This is a genomic window from Agrobacterium sp. 22-209-1 (assembly GCF_053522485.1).
Genome location: NZ_JBNWCH010000001.1, coordinates 560,645 through 577,712, shown reverse-complemented (window position 1 = coordinate 577,712; position 17,068 = coordinate 560,645). Strand labels below are relative to the sequence as shown.

Below are 17,068 nucleotides of genomic sequence, written 5' to 3'. Positions count from 1 at the left end.
CTTAGAGGACGCCGTCGGCTTTGAGCTTTTCGACCAGTTCGGCAACCGAGCCAACCTTGATGCCAGCCTTGCGGCCCGCGGGCTCCTCGGTCTTCAGCACCTTCAGGCGCGGCGAAACGTCGACGCCGAAATCGGCCGGCGACTTTTTGTCGAGCGGCTTCTTCTTCGCCTTCATGATGTTCGGCAACGATGCATAGCGCGGTTCGTTGAGGCGAAGATCGGTGGTGACGACGGCGGGAAGTTTCAGTTCAACCGTCTGCAAACCGCCATCGACTTCACGGGTAACCGCGACCTTGCCATCGGACGGTACGACCTTGGAGGCAAAGGTGCCCTGGCCCCAGCCGAGAAGGGCTGCCAGCATCTGGCCGGTCTGGTTCGAATCGTCATCGATCGCCTGCTTGCCGACGATGACGAGACCGGGCTGCTCGGCCTCGGCCACACCCTTCAAAAGCTTGGCGACGGCGAGCGGCTCGACCGTCTCGTCGGTCTCGATCAGGATAGCGCGGTCAGCGCCCATCGCAAGCGCGGTGCGCAGCGTTTCTTCCGCCTTGGCCGGGCCGATGGAGACGACCACGACCTCTTCGGCCTTGCCGGCTTCCTTCAGGCGCAGCGCCTCTTCCACCGAGATTTCGTCGAACGGATTCATCGACATCTTCACATTGGCAAGCTCAACGCCTGAACCATCCGATTTTACGCGGATCTTCACGTTGTAATCGACGACTCGTTTGACGGGGACAAGGATCTTCATCGGCGGCTTTCCTCAAACTCCTGTCCGCTTTGGCCAGTTGACCGCGCGGACCTCCAAAAACAGGTTGGCGACATGGATAAGCATTTTTCCCGCAATTACAACGGAGCAATCTTCATTATCGCATGCGCGTAAGGCATATCTTACGTTGACGTTCACGTAAATACTCTATCTCTTTTGCAAGAGCTCATCTGCTCCCGTCATAGCCCCGTTCGATTTGCGACAACCCCGCCGTTTGCGACGGATTCTTGAACTGCGCCGCCCTTGGCGGAACAATCGTGCGGTCAAAAAGGGGAACGCCCCGCCTGCGCATGAAAATCACCATGATCGCGCCAGCCATGATGCCGCCGACATGCGCGCCCCAGGAGACGTTTTCCTCAAGCCCGAGTGCCAGCATCAGGAACTGCTGGCCGATCCACAGCGCCAGCGGAACGAAGGCGGGCAAGGGAAGCGGAATGCGCATGAGAACCAGCACCCAGACGCGAACCCTGGGATGCAGAAGGAAATAGGCCGCGACGACGCCCGAAACCGCACCCGAAGCGCCGATCAGCGGCCCTTCCGAGGTGGGGGCGACGAAACCGTGAAACAGGGCGCCGGCAATCGCGCAGATGATATAGAAGATCAGGAAACGGAAATGGCCGAGCGCATCCTCGACATTGTCGCCGAAGACCCAGAGAAACAGCATGTTGCCGGCCAGATGCCAGAAATCGAGATGCAGGAAAGCATAGGTGACCACGGTCAGGTCATCGGGAACGACCTGCAGGGCGGGTTCCAGATAGGCGTAGTCGAACACCACTGCCGGAATGAAACCGAGGCCGAGCGCTGCTGCATTGGCCTGCACGTCGCTGGCAAGGACGCCGGTGAACAGCCAGACCAGCACATTGACCACGATCAGACCGATCGTCACATATTGCAGACGGATATGTTTGAGGGAATTCGCATCGTGCAGCGGTATGAACATCGAACGCCCTTTGGTTGCGTCGTTGAAACGCTTTAGCGGTTCTTGCCGGGAACCCACAATATGTCGGCCTTGCCGGCCTCATTGGCGAAGCGGGCGGCGACGAACAGGAAATCGGACAGGCGGTTGGCGTATCTCAGCGCCGCCGGGCTGACGATCTCGTTCTCAGCGACGGACAGTTCCACCATCAGTCTCTCCGCCCGCCGGCAGACGGTGCGCGCCATGTGCAGATTGGCCGCTGCCGCGCTGCCGCCCGGCAGCACGAAAGAGGTCAGCGGTTCAAGCGCGACATTGAGATCGTCGATTTCGTTTTCCAGCCGCGTGACCTGGCTTTCGACGATGCGCAGCGGCTCGTAAGAAAGCGGCTCGCCATTATCAGGCGTGGCGAGATCGGCGCCGAGGTCGAAAAGATCGTTCTGGATCCGGAACAGCATGGCATCCAGCTTTTCAATCCCGCCCGTATAAAGCCGCGCGACACCGATCGCCGAATTGGTTTCGTCCACCGTGCCATAGGCTTCGACGCGAAGATCGTGCTTCAGGCGACGCGGGCCGGAAACCAGAGCGGTCGTGCCCTTGTCGCCGGTGCGGGTGTAGATCTTGTTCAGCTTCACCATGTCAGCGGCCACCGCCGGTGAGCCAGAGGGTGAACATGATCAGCACAATCGCCACGGCCTGCAAAAGCAGGCGAAGCTGCATCAGCTTGTTGGAACGGTTGGCGTCCTGTCCCTTCAGCATGTTAAAGAGGCCGCGTATCAGCACGATGACGACGAGGCCCATAACGATAAGGGCCAGAACGGTGGTGAAGCCGGACATGCGGTATTACTCCTCCTCAATCGAATCTGCGCAGCAGACGATAGAAAAGTCCGGCAGGCAAGAGCCGTTTCAGGATAAGCCCCTGTTTGGCCGGCACGGTAACGGGATAATGCGGCTTCGGTTTTGCCGCCGTCAGGGCGTGTTTCAACACCGTATAAACGGCGTCCGGACCAAGCTTGTGGCGGTTGACGGGGCCGGAACCATCCATGCGCGCCAACTGGCGTTTATATTCCGCCGCATGGGCTGAATTTTCGAGATCGATGTGCTCGTTGATATGGGCAAGCGCGGTGGCGGTGAATTTGGAGGTGATCGGACCCGGTTCGATCAGGCTCACATGGATGCCACTGCCCTGAAGCTCCATGCGCAGCGTGACGCCCAGCCCCTCGACGGCGAATTTCGAGGCGGTGTAAGAGCCGCGATAGCGATAGGGCACGAGGCCGAGAATGGAGGAGCAATGCACGATGCGGCCCGAACCACGCTTGCGCATGAAGGGAATGACCCGCCGCGTCAGATCGTGCCAGCCGAAGACATTGGTTTCGAACTGTGCCCGCAGCGCTTCGACAGGCAGGTCTTCCACCGCGCCCGGCTGGCCATAAGCGCCATTGTTGAAAAGCGCGTCGATGCGGCCGCCGGTGCGGGCGGCAACCGTATCCACCAGTGCTGCGATGGTTTCGGGCTTGGTGTAATCCATGATCAGGGTTTCGATGCCCTGATTTTCGAGAGCGGCCATATCGGCGATGCGGCGCACGGTGGCGAAAACCCGCCAGCCATCCCTGTGCAGCGCGCCGGCGCAATGAGCGCCGATGCCAGAGGAACAGCCGGTGATGATGATGACCGGTTTTTCAGACATGTTCTGCCCCGCCAATGGACTTTGCGCCAAGGGGCGCTCAGATTCACAAAATTAAATTGCGCAAAATCCTTTTCGGAAATGGAACCGAAAGCCGGGTTTGCGCGCTGTACAAAGCGAAGCTGATTTCCCATATTCGGGGCGAAGTTACAAATGAAATGCCGATGAATGGAGGTGACATGGTTGCCGCAGTGCGCCTGGCAGGCAAGGTTGCCTTTGATGCCTATTCCCATTTCGCCGAGGATGACGGCTGGGCGATGGCGAGCCATATGGCGCTGTCCATCCTGCTGGCGCTGTTCCCCTTCCTGATCTTCGGCACGGCGCTGGCCGGTTTTCTCGGGGCCGACCAGTTTTCCGAAACGGCGGTGCATCTGATTTTCGATACATGGCCGGAAGCGATTGCCGGGCCGCTGGCGGCGCAGGTGCAGCAGGTGCTGACCATTCCGCGCGGCGGGCTGCTGACGATTTCGGTGCTGGCTGCCGCCTATTTTGCCTCCAACGGCGTCGAGGCGCTGAGAATTTCGCTCAACCGCGCCTATCGTGTCACGGAGACGCGCTGGTGGTATATCACCCGTCTGCTCAGCCTGCTTTACGTGCTGATTGCGGTTGTGGTCTTTGCCGGCATCAGCATCGTCCTCGTCGCCGTGCCGGTCGCCACCTCTTTTGCCGAGCAGCGGTTCCCCTGGCTGACAGACGTGCTGAATACGGTCTCCAGTCTTGGTCTTTACGGTACCATCGTTGTGCTGACGGCGGGGCTGGTGGCGGCGCATCTGTGGCTTCCGGCCGGCAAACGCCGCATCTGGGATGTCTGGCCCGGCATTCTCCTGACGATGATATTCTGGGTCATCGGTGCGGCGATCTTCGCCTATTACCTCTCCACCTTCGCCAATTATGCAGCCACCTATGCCGGTCTCGCCTCGGTTATGGTGGTTTTGGTGTTTCTTTATATGGTCGGCGTCATCTTCATGCTCGGTGCGGAGGTGAATGCGGCGCTGATGAAATACAAGGTGCGGCAGATCATCCGCCGCAATATCGGCGGCAGCGGCGCGCGCCGGGAGCGGGCGCTAGAGGAGACCGACAAGCCGGCGGATATCTGAGGGCGTCGCTCCTTCTGCCCGCAGGGCGGAAATGCCGGTACTGCCTTCGCTTTTCGAAAGCTTGCGCCCGTCTGCGCCCAAGATCAGCCGGTGATGGTGATAGGCCGGTTGCGACAGGTCCAGCAGGTGTTGCAAAAGCCGGTGGATGGCGGTTGCGTGATAGAGATCCATGCCGCGCACCACATGGGTGATACCCTGCAGCGCATCATCCACCACGACGGAAAGATGATAGCTCGAAGGCGCGTCGGAACGAGACAGCACCACATCGCCCCAAAGCGCGGGCAGGGCCTTGATTTGTCCCGTCTCGCCATCGCCGCTCTCCTGCCAGAACAGGGGGCTGCCGGCGGCGCGGATCGCCTTTTCCATGTCGAGCCGCCAAGCGTGCGGCCGGCCGGAGGCAAGCAGCGCTGTCCGTTCCGCCTTTGGCCTCTCCCGGTCTATGGTCGGGTAAAGCGGCGCACCATCGGGATCGCGCGGCCACAACCCTCCCTCCGTTTCGAAGGCCCTGACGATTGCCTTGGTTTCTCCACGGCTCAGAAAGGCAGGGTAAGCAAGCCCTGCCTCGATCAGCCTGTCCAGCGCCATGCGGTACTCATCGAAATGCTCCGATTGCCGCCGCGCAGGTTTCTCCCAGTCGAGACCCAGCCAGCCAAGATCGTCATAGATTGCCTGTTCCAGTTCCGGTGTGCAGCGCGTCTGGTCGATATCCTCGATGCGCAGCAGAAAACGGCCGTCATTGTCCCGCGCCATATCATGGTTCAGGAAGGCGGAAAGCGCATGGCCGAGATGCAACGGGCCATTGGGGCTTGGCGCAAAACGGTAAACCGGTTTTTGACGGAGAGGCGAAGGCATGGTTTCTTCTGCCATGTTTTAAAGTGCCCCGCCAGCCGGCTGGCGGCTTAGGGAATGATCGACATGAAAATCATCACCGGGATGGACGACATCAGTGAAGGGCTGGACCATCTCGCCCGCCTCGATCCGGCGCTCGGCCCCGTCATCGAAAAAGCCGGCCCGCTGGAATTGCGCATCCATGAACCTGGTTTCGCCGGCCTTGCCCATATTGTCGTATCGCAGATGGTGTCGCGCGCCAGCGCCAATGCCATATGGGCGCGTATCCTTGCCGGCACCGGCGGCGCGGTCACGGCGGAGAATTATCTGGGTGTGCCGGAGGAATTGCGCGCCACCTTCGGCCTTTCCCGGGCCAAGGCGACGACACTGGAGGGACTGGCGCGCGCCGTCACGCAAGGGCAGATCGACCTTGACGGCGTGGTGCGCAAGGAGGGACTTGCGGCCCTTTCCGAACTGGTGGCGCTTCGCGGTATAGGCCCGTGGACGGCGGAGGTTTATCTGATGTTCTGCGGCGGGCATCCGGATATTTTTCCGGTCGGTGATGTGGCGCTGAGATCGGCGGTGGCGCATGCGCTCGATATGGAAGTGAGGCCGGAAGCGAAATGGCTGGCGGAGCGGGCGGCGCTCTGGTCGCCGTGGCGCTCCGTGGCCGCCCGGCTTTTCTGGGGTTATTATGCCAACATCATGCGGCGCGCCATGGCGCCGCTGCCCTGAGTGTGGTCAAAAATCGGCGATACTGTAGGGTAGGGCCCCGCGCGACAGATGATCGAAATGCAGCTTGCGTTTCAGCGGCGGCACCGCGCGCTGTACGCAATCCACCCTCTCGCAGACCCGGCAGGATATGCCGATCGGTTTGAAAGAGGCGGCATTGCCGAGATCGAGCGTATCGGCATAAACGAAATTCTGCGCGTGGGAAATTTCGCAGCCGAGCGCGATGGCATAGCGCGGTCTATCCGTGTTGAAACCCGCGCCGGCTTTCTCGATCTGCGTGGCAATGGAAAGATAGCGTACGCCGTCAGGCGTTTCCGCCAGCTGCCGCACGATCCTGTCGGAGCTTTCGAAGGCCTGATGGATATTCCACAGCGGACAGGCCGCGCCGAAACGGGCAAATTGCAGCCGCGTGGCGCTGTGGCGTTTGGTGATGTTGCCGGCGCGGTCGATCTTGGCGAAAAAGATCGGCACGCCTTTTATACCTGGCCGTTGCAAGGTGCTCAGCCGGTGGGCCACCTGCTCAAGGCTTGCGCCGAAACGAACGGCCAGAAGCTCAAGATCGTGGCGTAGCTCCTGTGCCGCCTGATGAAAGCGGCCATAGGGCAGGATGAGCGCTGCGGCGAAATAATTGTGCAGTCCGATACGACAGATTTCGGCCGCTTCCGTGTTGCGGAAACCGGCGCCGGCCAGCACCCTGTCCACCGTCGCGCCGGCGTGAAGCTGGGCAATCTGCAATGCAAGCTGAAAAGAGCGGGTCGGCGCGGCCATGTAGGAGCTCAGGGCGAGCGTCTTGCTCGCAGGATCGAAATGCCGGATCAGGCCGCCCGCCGCATCGGTGCGGGTGATATGGATGCCGTAACGGTTGTGCAGATGCGTCGCCAGAATGCCGTAGGTCTCGCCACCCTCGATGTCCAAGTCCTCTGCCAGCTCCTCGGCCAGAAGATCGATCTCGGCGACGTAGTTGTCGACGAAGTGGAAGAAGTCGCGCACCTCCTCGTAAGGGGTTCTTTCCACCTGCGCGGTGCCGCGACCCAGCCGGTCATCCAGCTGCACCAGCTGCTCGCTGTTCTGACGATAGGCCTGGTGGGCGCGCAGCAGCGCATGGGCAAAACCCGGCGCGTTCTGGGCGATCAACTTCAATTCCTGGAGCCCAGGCTCGTAATTCAGGAACAGCGGGTCTTTCAGCGCCTCGCGCACGGCGGAAACCAGCCGGTCGCTTTCACCGGTCGCCAGCTCCGCCATGTCGAGCTGGAATTTTTCCACCAGCGTCACCAGAACGCTGGCCGAAACCGGGCGCTGGTTGTTTTCGATCTGGTTCAGGTAACTCGCGGAGATACCAAGCCGCTCGGCAAATTGCGCCTGCGTGGCACGGGCGTTTTCGCGCAGGCCGCGCACCTTGCGGCCAATGAAGAGTTTTTCCGTCGCCATGTTGCAACTTTGCAAAATTTAATATTGCAAATATTTATGGCACGCATACGCGCACGATCAAGGCTTCTAGGCGAATGTTTTCTAAGCTATTGATTTTGAGGAAACGCATGGAGGAAACATGCCCGGCATTCTGGAGCAATTGGAAACGCGGCGCGCCGAGGCGCGGCTCGGCGGCGGCGTCAAGCGCATCGAGGCGCAGCACGCCAAGGGCAAGCTGACGGCGCGCGAGCGCATCGATGTGCTGCTGGATGAAGGTTCCTTCGAAGAATACGATATGTATGTCACCCACCGGGCGGTGGATTTCGGCATGGCGGAGCAGAAGGTGGCGGGGGATGGCGTCGTCACCGGCTGGGGCACCATCAATGGCCGACAGGTCTATGTGTTTTCGCAGGATTTCACCGTGCTCGGCGGTTCGCTGTCGGAAACCCATGCCCAGAAAATCTGCAAGATCATGGATATGGCGGTGCGCAACGGCGCGCCGGTGATCGGCCTCAACGATTCCGGCGGGGCCAGAATTCAGGAAGGCGTGGCCTCTCTCGGCGGTTATGCCGATGTGTTCAAGCGCAATGTCGTCGCCTCTGGCGTCGTGCCGCAGATATCGGTCATCATGGGCCCCTGTGCGGGCGGCGCCGTCTATTCGCCGGCCATGACCGATTTCATCTTCATGGTGCGCGATACCTCCTACATGTTTGTGACCGGGCCGGATGTGGTCAAAACCGTGACCAACGAGATCGTTACGGCGGAAGAATTGGGCGGAGCCTCCACCCACACGAAAAGATCCTCCGTCGCCGACGGCGCTTATGAAAACGACATCGAGACGCTGGAGCATGTGCGGCTGCTGTTCGATTTTCTGCCGCTCAACAACCGCGAAAAGCCGCCGGCGCGCCCGTTCCACGACGATCCGGCGCGGCTGGAAGCACGTCTCGATACGCTGATCCCTGATAGTTCCAGCAAGCCCTATGACATGAAGGAACTGATCCACGCGCTGGCCGACGAAGGCGATTTCTTCGAGTTGCAGGAAGCTTTCGCCCGCAACATCATCACCGGCTTTATCCGTCTCGAAGGCCAGACGGTGGGCGTCGTCGCCAACCAGCCGATGGTGCTGGCCGGCTGCCTCGATATTGATGCCTCGCGCAAGGCGGCGCGTTTCGTGCGCTTCTGCGACGCCTTCAACATTCCGCTTCTGACGCTGGTGGATGTGCCGGGTTTCCTCCCCGGAACGGCGCAGGAATATGGCGGCGTCATCAAGCACGGCGCGAAACTTCTGTTCGCCTATTCCGAGGCGACGGTGCCGATGGTGACGCTGATCACCCGCAAGGCCTATGGCGGCGCTTATGACGTGATGGCCTCCAAACATATCGGCGCGGATGTGAATTATGCCTGGCCGACGGCGGAAATCGCCGTGATGGGCGCAAAGGGGGCGGCGGAAATTCTCTATCGTTCCGAGCTCTCCGATCCGGAAAAGATCGCTGCGCGCACGAAGGAATATGAGGAGCGTTTCGCCAATCCCTTCGTCGCTGCGGAGCGCGGTTTCATCGATGAGGTCATCATGCCGCATTCCTCACGCCGCCGCATCGCTCGCGCGTTTGCGTCGCTACGCAACAAGAGCGTGGAAACCCGCTGGAAGAAACACGACACTATTCCGCTCTGATCCGCCGCAGGGCTGGAAAAATGCTTCGGCCACCTTACTATATGGATGTTCAGGCGCCCGGATGTCCGGATGTCCTCCCGAAAAGCAAAAGGACACATTTTCATGGCCGAAAATTCCTCCGCAGATAATTTACCCGCAGGATATGAAGTGCCCAAGGTCTGGACCTGGGAAAAGGGCAATGGCGGCCAGTTCGCCAATATCAACCGCCCTATCGCCGGTCCCACCCATGAAAAGGAACTGCCTGTCGGCAAGCACCCGCTGCAGCTTTATTCGCTGGCGACGCCGAACGGCCAGAAGGTCACCATCATGCTGGAAGAATTGCTGGCCGCCGGCCACAAGGACGCAGACTATGATGCCTGGCTGATCAAGATCGGCGAGGGCGACCAGTTCGGCTCCGGTTTCGTCGGCGTCAATCCGAATTCCAAGATCCCGGCGCTGATGGATCACTCGACGGCTGAGCCGACGCGCGTTTTCGAAAGCGGCTCGATCCTCGTTTATCTCGCGGAAAAATTCGGCGCTTTCCTGCCGAAAGAGGGCAATGCCCGCACGCAGGCACTGAACTGGCTGTTCTGGCAGATGGGCTCCGCACCCTTCCTCGGCGGCGGTTTCGGCCATTTCTACGCCTATGCGCCGATCAAGATCAAATACGCCATCGACCGTTACGCGATGGAGGTCAAACGCCAGCTCGACGTGCTGGACCGGCACCTGGCTGAAAACCGCTATCTGGCGGGTTCGGAATATACCATCGCCGACATGGCCGTCTGGCCGTGGTATGGCAAGATCGCGCTCGGTCAGGCCTATGGCGATGCCGGTGCGTTCCTTGAGGCGGACGGTTACAAGAACGTCATGCGCTGGACGCTCGAAATCGGCGAACGCCCGGCGGTCAAACGCGGCGTGATCGTCAACAAGACTTCGGGCGATCCGTCCGAACAGTTGCATGAACGCCACGACGCCTCCGACTTCGAGACGAAGACGCAAGACAAGATCGGCAAGGCGTAAGGAAGGATTAGAGCGCCAAAAGCGCTCTAACTATTTGAATTGACGCATTTCCGGACGTAAAAGCAAGGCAGCTTTTACTGGAAATGTTCTGGAAGGACAAAAGATGGCGAACCTGCCCGAAATGACCAAACACAAGGGATTTCCCTCCGGCATGCCGAGCACGGGCGTCCAGTTCACCATCCGCCGCGCCAACCCCAAAGGGGTAACACCTATCAAGATGATACCCCGAAGGGCGCGCAACGACACCAAGGAGCATCGCATCGATGCCGCCTTCCTGCACTCGCTCTGGCACCATTTCGGGCCTGAGCCCTTCGAGCGTGGCAATCTCGACGCCGCCCGCCTCAACCTCCTCTTCGGCCGCGAGGTGGTGCCGGCGGAAAAGAACTTCGATCCGCTTTCCTATCAGGCGATGCTTGTTATCGATGAGCGTGTCGCCCGGCAGAATTTCCCGGAATCCTTCGAGAATTTCTTCGAAATTTGACGACTACTCACGGGTTTGCGCTGAGGGAAGAGGGGCAACAACCGCATGATCAAGAAAATCCTCATCGCCAATCGCGGCGAGATCGCCTGCCGGGTGATCAAGACGGCCAGGAAGATGGGCATCGCCACTGTCGCGGTCTATTCGGATGCGGATGCCAATGCGCTGCATGTGAGACAAGCGGATGAGGCCGTTCATATCGGCCCGGCCCCCTCGTCGCAGTCCTATATCGTCATCGACAAAATTCTGGAGGCCATCAATAAGACCGGGGCGGATGCGGTCCATCCCGGCTACGGCTTCCTGTCGGAAAATGCTGTCTTCGCAGAAGCGCTGAAACAGGCGGGCATCGTCTTCATCGGCCCGCCTGTTGGCGCCATCGAGGCCATGGGTGACAAGATCACCTCCAAGAAACTGGCCGCGAAAGCGGGCGTTTCCACCGTCCCAGGCCATATGGGGCTGATCGAGGATGCGGATGAGGCGGTCAGGATCGCTTCGCAGATCGGTTATCCAGTCATGATCAAGGCGTCGGCCGGCGGTGGCGGCAAAGGCATGCGCATCGCCTTCAACGATGCCGAAGCGCGCGAGGGTTTTCAGTCCTCCAAAAACGAGGCGAAGTCGTCTTTTGGCGATGACCGCATCTTCATCGAAAAATTCGTCACCCAGCCGCGCCATATCGAAATTCAGGTGCTGGGCGACAAGCACGGCAATATCCTTTATCTCGGCGAACGCGAATGCTCGATCCAGCGGCGGAACCAGAAGGTCATCGAGGAAGCGCCGTCACCCTTTCTGGACGAAGCGACCCGCAAGGCCATGGGCGAGCAGGCCGTGGCGCTGGCGAGAGCGGTCGGTTACCATTCGGCCGGCACGGTGGAATTCATCGTCGATGGTGACCGCAACTTCTATTTCCTTGAAATGAATACCCGCCTGCAGGTGGAGCATCCGGTGACGGAACTGGTTACCGGCATCGATCTGGTCGAACAGATGATTCGCGTGGCGTCAGGTGAAAAGCTCTCCTTCGGGCAGGCGGATGTGAAGCTGAACGGCTGGGCGATTGAAAGCCGGCTTTATGCTGAAGACCCCTACCGCAACTTCCTGCCCTCTATTGGCCGGCTGACGCGTTATCGCCCGCCGCAGGAAGGCGAACAGGAAAACAGAACGGTCATCCGTAACGATACCGGCGTTTTCGAAGGCGGCGAAATCTCGATGTATTACGATCCGATGATCGCCAAGCTGTGCAGCTGGGGCAAGGATCGGACGACTGCCATCGATGCCATGGGAGAGGCATTGGATCGTTTCGAGGTTGAAGGCATCGGCCACAATCTACCGTTCCTGTCGGCCGTCATGCAGCATGAGCGTTTCCGCGCCGGCCACCTGACGACGGGCTTTATTGCGGAAGAGTTTCCGGAAGGCTTTTCCGGCGTCGAGCCGGATGAGGCCGCCGCGCGCAAGCTTTCCGCCATTGCGGCCATCATCAATCAGCGCCTGCAGAACCGCGCGGTTGAAATTTCCGGCACCATTGGCAATCACCGCCGCATTGTCGGTAGTGACTGGGTGGTTTCGTTTGGCGCGCTCCGCCACGGGGTCAGCGTCGAAACCGGTGCGGATGGTACGGCGGTCCGTTTTGAGGATGGGATGGCGCTGACCATCGATACCGGCTGGCGTCCCGGCCAAAGCCTTGGGCTGTTCACAGTGGCGGGCGAGGTCATCGCCGCCAAGGTCGATCTTGCAGGCGCAGCGGTTCGCTTGCGCTGGTGCGGCATGGATGTTCTCGCCCGCGTGCGCAGCCCGCGCGTGGCGGAACTGGCGCTGCTGATGCCGGAAAAACTGCCGCCGGATACATCCAAACTGCTGCTCTGCCCCATGCCGGGCGTCATTACCGGTATTTCCGTGGGTGAGGGCGAAGAGGTGGAGGCCGGGCAGGCGCTGGCGACCGTGGAGGCCATGAAAATGGAAAACATCCTGCGTGCGGAAAAACGCGGTCGCGTTGCCAGGGTGGCGGCAAAACCGGGCGACAGCCTCGCGGTGGATGAAGTCATCCTCGAATTCGAGTGACGACCTTTGGCCGTTTTTGCGGAACGGATGCGGATCGGAGTGGTTTAAGGGGGCGGGCCTGCGGGCGGCCGTTCGATTTTCGTCACGATCAGCCGCCACAGTGCTAAAATGAAATGCAGAAGGGGAGAGATGCATGTCGGGTGAAAAAACGGTGCGGGATTGGCTGCAGCTTGCCGAAAAGGAGCTGAAGCGCTCACCGGACACACTCGTCTGGCACACGCCGGAGGGCATTGAGGTCAAGCCGCTCTATACGGCTGACGATCTGCAGAAGATTTCCCATCTCGACAGCCTGCCCGGCTTTGCGCCCTTCACGCGCGGCCCGCGCGCCACCATGTATGCCGGGCGGCCCTGGACCATCCGCCAATATGCCGGTTTCTCCACGGCGGAAGCCTCGAACGCCTTTTACCGCAAGGCGCTGGCCGCCGGTCAGCAGGGCGTTTCCGTCGCCTTCGATCTCGCCACCCATCGCGGTTATGACAGCGATCATCCGCGCGTGGAGGGCGATGTCGGCAAGGCCGGCGTGGCGATCGACAGCGTCGAGGACATGAAAATCCTGTTCGACGGCATCCCGCTCGAAAAAGTCTCGGTGTCGATGACCATGAATGGCGCGGTTATTCCGGTGCTCGCCAGTTTCATCGTTGCGGGGGAAGAGCAGGGGGTGCCTCGTGCCGCCCTTTCGGGCACCATCCAGAACGACATTCTCAAGGAGTTCATGGTTCGCAACACCTATATCTATCCGCCGGAACCCTCGATGCGGATCATTGCCGATATCATCGAATATACGGCGAAGGAGATGCCGAAATTCAACTCCATCTCCATTTCCGGCTATCACATGCAGGAAGCGGGGGCGACGCTGGTGCAGGAGCTTGCCTTCACGCTAGCGGATGGCCGCGAATATGTGCGCGCGGCACTTGCCAAGGGGCTGAATGTCGATGATTTTGCCGGGCGCCTGTCGTTCTTTTTCGCCATCGGCATGAATTTCTTCATGGAGGCGGCGAAGCTGCGCGCCGCGCGCCTGCTCTGGTCGCGCATCATGCAGGAATTCAAGCCGCAAAAAGCGTCATCGCTGATGCTGCGCACCCATTGCCAGACGTCTGGCGTCTCGCTTCAGGAGCAGGACCCTTATAACAACATCGTCCGCACCGCGTTTGAGGCCATGTCCGCCGTGCTTGGCGGTACGCAGTCGCTGCACACCAATTCCTTCGATGAGGCGATTGCCCTGCCGACGGAGTTTTCCGCCCGCATCGCCCGCAATACGCAGCTTATCCTCCAGCATGAAACCGGTGTCACCAAGGTCGTCGATCCGCTGGCCGGTTCCTATTATGTCGAGAGCCTCACCGATGAACTGGCAGAGAAGGCCTGGACGCTGATCGAGGAGGTGGAGGCGCTTGGCGGCATGACCAGGGCGGTGGCGGAAGGCCTGCCGAAACGGCTGATCGAAGAGGCTGCAACACGCCGCCAGGCGGCGGTGGACAAGGGCGAGGAGGTCATCGTCGGGGTCAACCGTTATCGTCTCGAAAACGAGGAAGATATCGATGTTCTCGATATCGACAATGCCGCCGTTCGCGCCGCGCAGATCCGCCGAATTGAGGAGACGCGCCGCCGCCGCGATGGCAAGGATGTGACCTCCGCCTTGGCTGCACTTTCCGAGATCGCCCGCAGCGGCAAGGGCAATATTCTCGAAGCCGCCGTTGTCGCCGCCCGCGCCCGCGCCACGGTGGGAGAGATTTCCGATGCACTGCGTGCGGTCTTCGGTGACCATGCCGCCGTGCCGGAGGTGGTGAGCGATATTTATGGCGAGGCCTATAGGGATGAGCCTGAACTTGCCACGCTCTCCGCCCGGCTTTCCGGTGTTGCTGAGAGGATCGGCACCAAGCCGCGCATCATGGTCGCCAAACTCGGGCAGGACGGACATGATCGCGGCGCGAAAGTCATAGCCTCCGCCTTAGGCGATATCGGTTTCGATGTGCTGGCCGGCCCTTTGTTCCAGACGCCCGTTGAAGCGGCGGATATCGCCGTTCAGAACAGGGTGCATGTGGTGGGCATGTCGTCGCTCGCCGCCGGTCATAAGACGCTGGCGCCGCAGCTGGTTGAGGCGCTGAAACAGAAGGGCGCGGAAGACATCATCGTCGTGGTCGGCGGCGTCATTCCACGGCAGGATTATCAGTTTCTGCTCGATCACGGCGTTTCGGCAATTTTCGGACCCGGCACCAATGTCATGGATGCGGCCAACAAGGTTCTCGACCTGCTCGAAGGCGTCAGGCGGAACGTGTGAGGGGAATACGGCCATGTTCGCAAGATTGAATCACGTCGCCATCGCGGTGCCCGATCTCGATGCCGCTATTGCCCGCTACAGCTCACTTGGCGCAGAGGTCTCGGAGCCGCAATCGCTGCCTCAACACGGGGTGACGGTGGTTTTTATTCAGGCTGAAAATACCAAGATCGAGCTTCTTTATCCGCTCGGCGAAAATTCGCCGATTGCCGCTTTTCTCGAGAGAAATCCGGGCGGCGGCACGCACCATCTCTGCTTCGAAGTGCCTGACATTGTCGCGGCGCGCGACGATCTCGTCAAAAAAGGCGTTCGAATTCTGGGTGACGGCGAGCCGAAGATCGGCGCGCATGGCAATCCCGTTCTTTTCCTGCACCCAAAGGATATGGGCGGCGTGCTCTATGAGCTTGAACAGGTTTCTCGGACACATGGCTGAAACACAGACCCCGTAAGAGGCTGGCCATACGGTGGATGGCGCGCAGCGGCCGTTCGCCTTTGCCGGAACGTGTTTCGTTTGTTTTCTTTTGACATTCGTTTTGTTTTCGTTTTTATGGCAATTGTCTTTCAACGATGGGGACGAGGTCCCCCCGACGCTGTCGTGGAGGCTCTATGTCCGGCGAGAATATTTTCGATCTTTTTGTCATCGGTGGCGGTATCAATGGCTGCGGCATTGCCCGCGATGCCGTGGGCAGGGGCTATTCCGTGGCGCTTGCGGAAAAGGGCGATTTCGCTTCCGGCACGTCTTCCGCGGCCACCAAGCTCATCCATGGCGGTTTGCGTTATCTCGAACATTACGAGTTTCGCCTCGTCCGCGAAGCGCTGATGGAGCGGGAAATCCTCTGGGCCATGGCCCCGCATGTCATCTGGCCCATGCGTTTCGTCCTGCCAATCCAAAAAGGCGGCGTGCGCCCGGCCTGGATGGTCCGGCTCGGCCTGTTTCTTTATGACAATCTCGGCGGCCGCAAACTTTTGCCGGCGACCCGCACGCTCGATCTTCGCAAGGACCCGGCGGGCAAGCCTCTGAAACCTGCTTTCGCCAGGGCTTTTGAATATTCCGACGGCTGGGTGGATGATGCCCGCTTCGTGGTTCTCAACGCACGCGATGCGGCGGATCGCGGCGCGACCATCATGAACCGCACGCGCGTCGTTTCCGCACGGCGCGAAGGCGGGCTGTGGCTCATCGAGACGCTGGACGAAAAAACCGGTCGTTCGGCCACGCATAAAGCGCGCATGCTGGTCAATGCTGCCGGTCCCTGGGTGGATACTGTGCTTTCCGGCGTCTTCGGGCGCAACGACGTGCACAATGTCCGGCTCGTGCAGGGCAGCCACATCGTTGTGCGCAAGAAGTTTTCCGATCCGCGCGCCTATTTCTTCCAGAACCCTGATAACCGCATCATCTTCGCCATTCCCTATGAGCGCGATTTCACGCTGATTGGCACCACGGATCGCGACTACAAGGGCGATCCGGCCAGGGTTCGCATTTCCGAAGACGAAATTTCCTATCTCTGCAACGCAGCCAGCGACTATTTCAGCGAACCCGTTCGGCCGGAAGACATTGTCTGGACTTATTCCGGCGTACGGCCGCTCTTTGATGACGGCGCTTCGAAAGCGCAGGAAGCCACACGCGATTACGTGCTGAAGGTTGAAGAGGCCGAGGGTGAAGCTCCACTCCTCAATATTTTCGGCGGCAAGCTCACCACCTATCGGCGGCTGGCGGAACATGCGCTGGAAAAGATCGGCGCGGCAATTGGCGAAAAGGGCAAGCCGTGGACGGCGGGCTCCCACCTGCCGGGTGGCGATTTCGGCGCTGAGAGATATGAGGCGCAGGTTCGGGCGCTCGTCTCCCGATACCCTTTCCTTGATGGACGCCATGCCGAGCGGCTTGTCAGAAACTACGGTACGAAGGCTGCAGAACTGTTGGGAGGCGCCACCGATGTCTCCGGCCTCGGCCGGCATTTTGGCGGCACGCTTTATGAATGCGAGGTGCGCTGGCTGGTTGAACACGAATGGGCCTCCGCGGCCGAGGACATTCTCTGGCGACGCACGAAACAGGGCCTGCGCCTGAGCAAGGAAGAGGCTGCCGGCCTCGATGAATTCGTGGCCATGCTGACGGGCGGCGAGCAAAAGGCCGAAGCCGTGGCGGAGCGCGCCTGAAAATCCGCCAGCCGCCC

Annotated in this window: 16 protein-coding genes; 9 read left to right on the top strand and 7 right to left on the bottom strand. The window is 60.3% G+C overall.

What is annotated here, in order from left to right:
• Window position 1: 1 nt before the first annotated feature.
• The 5 genes from ACQZ48_RS02610 to ACQZ48_RS02590 all read right to left on the bottom strand — a co-directional run bounded on the left by ACQZ48_RS02610 (window position 2) and on the right by ACQZ48_RS02590 (window position 3,366).
• Entirely contained in the window at window positions 2–748 is a 747-nt protein-coding gene (locus ACQZ48_RS02610; protein WP_020012152.1) for an electron transfer flavoprotein subunit beta/FixA family protein, read from the bottom strand.
• A 184-nt stretch (window positions 749–932) separates the two neighbouring features.
• Window positions 933–1,706, bottom strand: a complete 774-nt coding sequence (locus ACQZ48_RS02605) for a rhomboid family intramembrane serine protease (RefSeq protein ID WP_191216731.1) — start codon at window positions 1,704–1,706, stop codon at window positions 933–935.
• A 32-nt stretch (window positions 1,707–1,738) separates the two neighbouring features.
• The gene (locus ACQZ48_RS02600) at window positions 1,739–2,317 is read right to left on the bottom strand and encodes a cob(I)yrinic acid a,c-diamide adenosyltransferase (protein WP_191216730.1); all 579 of its coding nucleotides are present in this window, start codon (window positions 2,315–2,317) and stop codon (window positions 1,739–1,741) included.
• A 1-nt stretch (window position 2,318) separates the two neighbouring features.
• Complete coding sequence (locus ACQZ48_RS02595) at window positions 2,319–2,516, bottom strand: twin transmembrane helix small protein (protein WP_003520830.1); 198 nt, start codon at window positions 2,514–2,516, stop codon at window positions 2,319–2,321.
• A gap of 16 nt (window positions 2,517–2,532) precedes the next feature.
• A complete protein-coding gene (locus tag ACQZ48_RS02590) occupies window positions 2,533–3,366 on the bottom strand; it encodes an SDR family oxidoreductase (RefSeq protein ID WP_191216729.1) in 834 nt (277 codons plus the stop codon).
• 176 nt (window positions 3,367–3,542) lie between these two features.
• Between ACQZ48_RS02590 and ACQZ48_RS02585 the strand changes: the two genes are divergently transcribed.
• Window positions 3,543–4,460, top strand: coding sequence for a YihY/virulence factor BrkB family protein (locus ACQZ48_RS02585; protein ID WP_077985332.1), 918 nt, complete (start codon window positions 3,543–3,545; stop codon window positions 4,458–4,460).
• On the opposite strand, the gene gluQRS is transcribed toward ACQZ48_RS02585, so the two are convergent.
• Window positions 4,428–5,327 (bottom strand): tRNA glutamyl-Q(34) synthetase GluQRS, encoded by a 900-nt coding sequence (gluQRS, locus tag ACQZ48_RS02580; RefSeq protein WP_191216728.1) that lies wholly within the window; start codon window positions 5,325–5,327, stop codon window positions 4,428–4,430. The two genes, ACQZ48_RS02585 and gluQRS, sit on opposite strands and share 33 nt — an antisense overlap.
• Window positions 5,328–5,366: 39 nt before the next feature.
• Here gluQRS and ACQZ48_RS02575 point away from each other — a divergent pair, with 39 nt between their 5' ends.
• On the top strand, window positions 5,367–6,023 hold the full coding sequence (locus tag ACQZ48_RS02575; RefSeq protein ID WP_191216727.1) for a DNA-3-methyladenine glycosylase family protein: 657 nt from the start codon (window positions 5,367–5,369) through the stop codon (window positions 6,021–6,023).
• Window positions 6,024–6,029: 6 nt separating this feature from the next.
• On the opposite strand, the gene ACQZ48_RS02570 is transcribed toward ACQZ48_RS02575, so the two are convergent.
• A complete protein-coding gene (locus ACQZ48_RS02570) occupies window positions 6,030–7,448 on the bottom strand; it encodes a helix-turn-helix domain-containing protein (RefSeq protein WP_137411453.1) in 1,419 nt (472 codons plus the stop codon).
• Between the two features lie 118 nt (window positions 7,449–7,566).
• Here ACQZ48_RS02570 and ACQZ48_RS02565 point away from each other — a divergent pair, with 118 nt between their 5' ends.
• The 7 genes from ACQZ48_RS02565 (at window position 7,567) to ACQZ48_RS02535 (ending at window position 17,051) form a co-directional block, all read left to right on the top strand.
• Window positions 7,567–9,099 carry an acyl-CoA carboxylase subunit beta gene (locus tag ACQZ48_RS02565; RefSeq protein ID WP_448728469.1) on the top strand — a complete coding sequence of 511 codons (1,533 nt, stop codon included), beginning with the start codon at window positions 7,567–7,569 and terminating at the stop codon, window positions 9,097–9,099.
• Between the two features lie 102 nt (window positions 9,100–9,201).
• Window positions 9,202–10,098 (top strand): glutathione-dependent disulfide-bond oxidoreductase, encoded by an 897-nt coding sequence (gene yghU / locus ACQZ48_RS02560; protein ID WP_077985203.1) that lies wholly within the window; start codon window positions 9,202–9,204, stop codon window positions 10,096–10,098.
• A gap of 103 nt (window positions 10,099–10,201) precedes the next feature.
• The gene (locus ACQZ48_RS02555; protein ID WP_077985202.1) at window positions 10,202–10,579 is read left to right on the top strand and encodes a hypothetical protein; all 378 of its coding nucleotides are present in this window, start codon (window positions 10,202–10,204) and stop codon (window positions 10,577–10,579) included.
• A gap of 45 nt (window positions 10,580–10,624) precedes the next feature.
• Entirely contained in the window at window positions 10,625–12,628 is a 2,004-nt protein-coding gene (locus tag ACQZ48_RS02550; RefSeq protein WP_448728468.1) for an acetyl-CoA carboxylase biotin carboxylase subunit, read from the top strand.
• A gap of 133 nt (window positions 12,629–12,761) precedes the next feature.
• Complete coding sequence (scpA, locus tag ACQZ48_RS02545) at window positions 12,762–14,903, top strand: methylmalonyl-CoA mutase (protein WP_448728467.1); 2,142 nt, start codon at window positions 12,762–12,764, stop codon at window positions 14,901–14,903.
• Window positions 14,904–14,916: 13 nt separating this feature from the next.
• Entirely contained in the window at window positions 14,917–15,333 is a 417-nt protein-coding gene (gene mce, locus ACQZ48_RS02540) for a methylmalonyl-CoA epimerase (protein ID WP_374637350.1), read from the top strand.
• Between the two features lie 173 nt (window positions 15,334–15,506).
• Entirely contained in the window at window positions 15,507–17,051 is a 1,545-nt protein-coding gene (locus tag ACQZ48_RS02535; RefSeq protein ID WP_077985198.1) for a glycerol-3-phosphate dehydrogenase, read from the top strand.
• Window positions 17,052–17,068 lie beyond the last annotated feature (17 nt).

Excerpts from the sequence above, each read along its gene's own strand:
- ACQZ48_RS02575 (WP_191216727.1), top strand. The coding sequence starts at position 5,367 with ATGATCGACATGAAAATCATCACCGGGATGGACGACATCAGTGAAGGG.
- ACQZ48_RS02565 (WP_448728469.1), top strand. The coding sequence starts at position 7,567 with ATGCCCGGCATTCTGGAGCAATTGGAAACGCGGCGCGCCGAGGCGCGG.
- ACQZ48_RS02600 (WP_191216730.1), bottom strand. The coding sequence starts at position 2,317 with ATGGTGAAGCTGAACAAGATCTACACCCGCACCGGCGACAAGGGCACG.
- mce (WP_374637350.1), top strand. The coding sequence starts at position 14,917 with ATGTTCGCAAGATTGAATCACGTCGCCATCGCGGTGCCCGATCTCGAT.
- ACQZ48_RS02590 (WP_191216729.1), bottom strand. The coding sequence starts at position 3,366 with ATGTCTGAAAAACCGGTCATCATCATCACCGGCTGTTCCTCTGGCATC.
- ACQZ48_RS02595 (WP_003520830.1), bottom strand. The coding sequence starts at position 2,516 with ATGTCCGGCTTCACCACCGTTCTGGCCCTTATCGTTATGGGCCTCGTC.
- ACQZ48_RS02585 (WP_077985332.1), top strand. The coding sequence starts at position 3,543 with ATGGTTGCCGCAGTGCGCCTGGCAGGCAAGGTTGCCTTTGATGCCTAT.
- ACQZ48_RS02555 (WP_077985202.1), top strand. The coding sequence starts at position 10,202 with ATGGCGAACCTGCCCGAAATGACCAAACACAAGGGATTTCCCTCCGGC.
- ACQZ48_RS02610 (WP_020012152.1), bottom strand. The coding sequence starts at position 748 with ATGAAGATCCTTGTCCCCGTCAAACGAGTCGTCGATTACAACGTGAAG.
- ACQZ48_RS02605 (WP_191216731.1), bottom strand. The coding sequence starts at position 1,706 with ATGTTCATACCGCTGCACGATGCGAATTCCCTCAAACATATCCGTCTG.
- ACQZ48_RS02550 (WP_448728468.1), top strand. The coding sequence starts at position 10,625 with ATGATCAAGAAAATCCTCATCGCCAATCGCGGCGAGATCGCCTGCCGG.
- gluQRS (WP_191216728.1), bottom strand. The coding sequence starts at position 5,327 with ATGGCAGAAGAAACCATGCCTTCGCCTCTCCGTCAAAAACCGGTTTAC.
- scpA (WP_448728467.1), top strand. The coding sequence starts at position 12,762 with ATGTCGGGTGAAAAAACGGTGCGGGATTGGCTGCAGCTTGCCGAAAAG.
- yghU (WP_077985203.1), top strand. The coding sequence starts at position 9,202 with ATGGCCGAAAATTCCTCCGCAGATAATTTACCCGCAGGATATGAAGTG.
- ACQZ48_RS02570 (WP_137411453.1), bottom strand. The coding sequence starts at position 7,448 with ATGGCGACGGAAAAACTCTTCATTGGCCGCAAGGTGCGCGGCCTGCGC.
- ACQZ48_RS02535 (WP_077985198.1), top strand. The coding sequence starts at position 15,507 with ATGTCCGGCGAGAATATTTTCGATCTTTTTGTCATCGGTGGCGGTATC.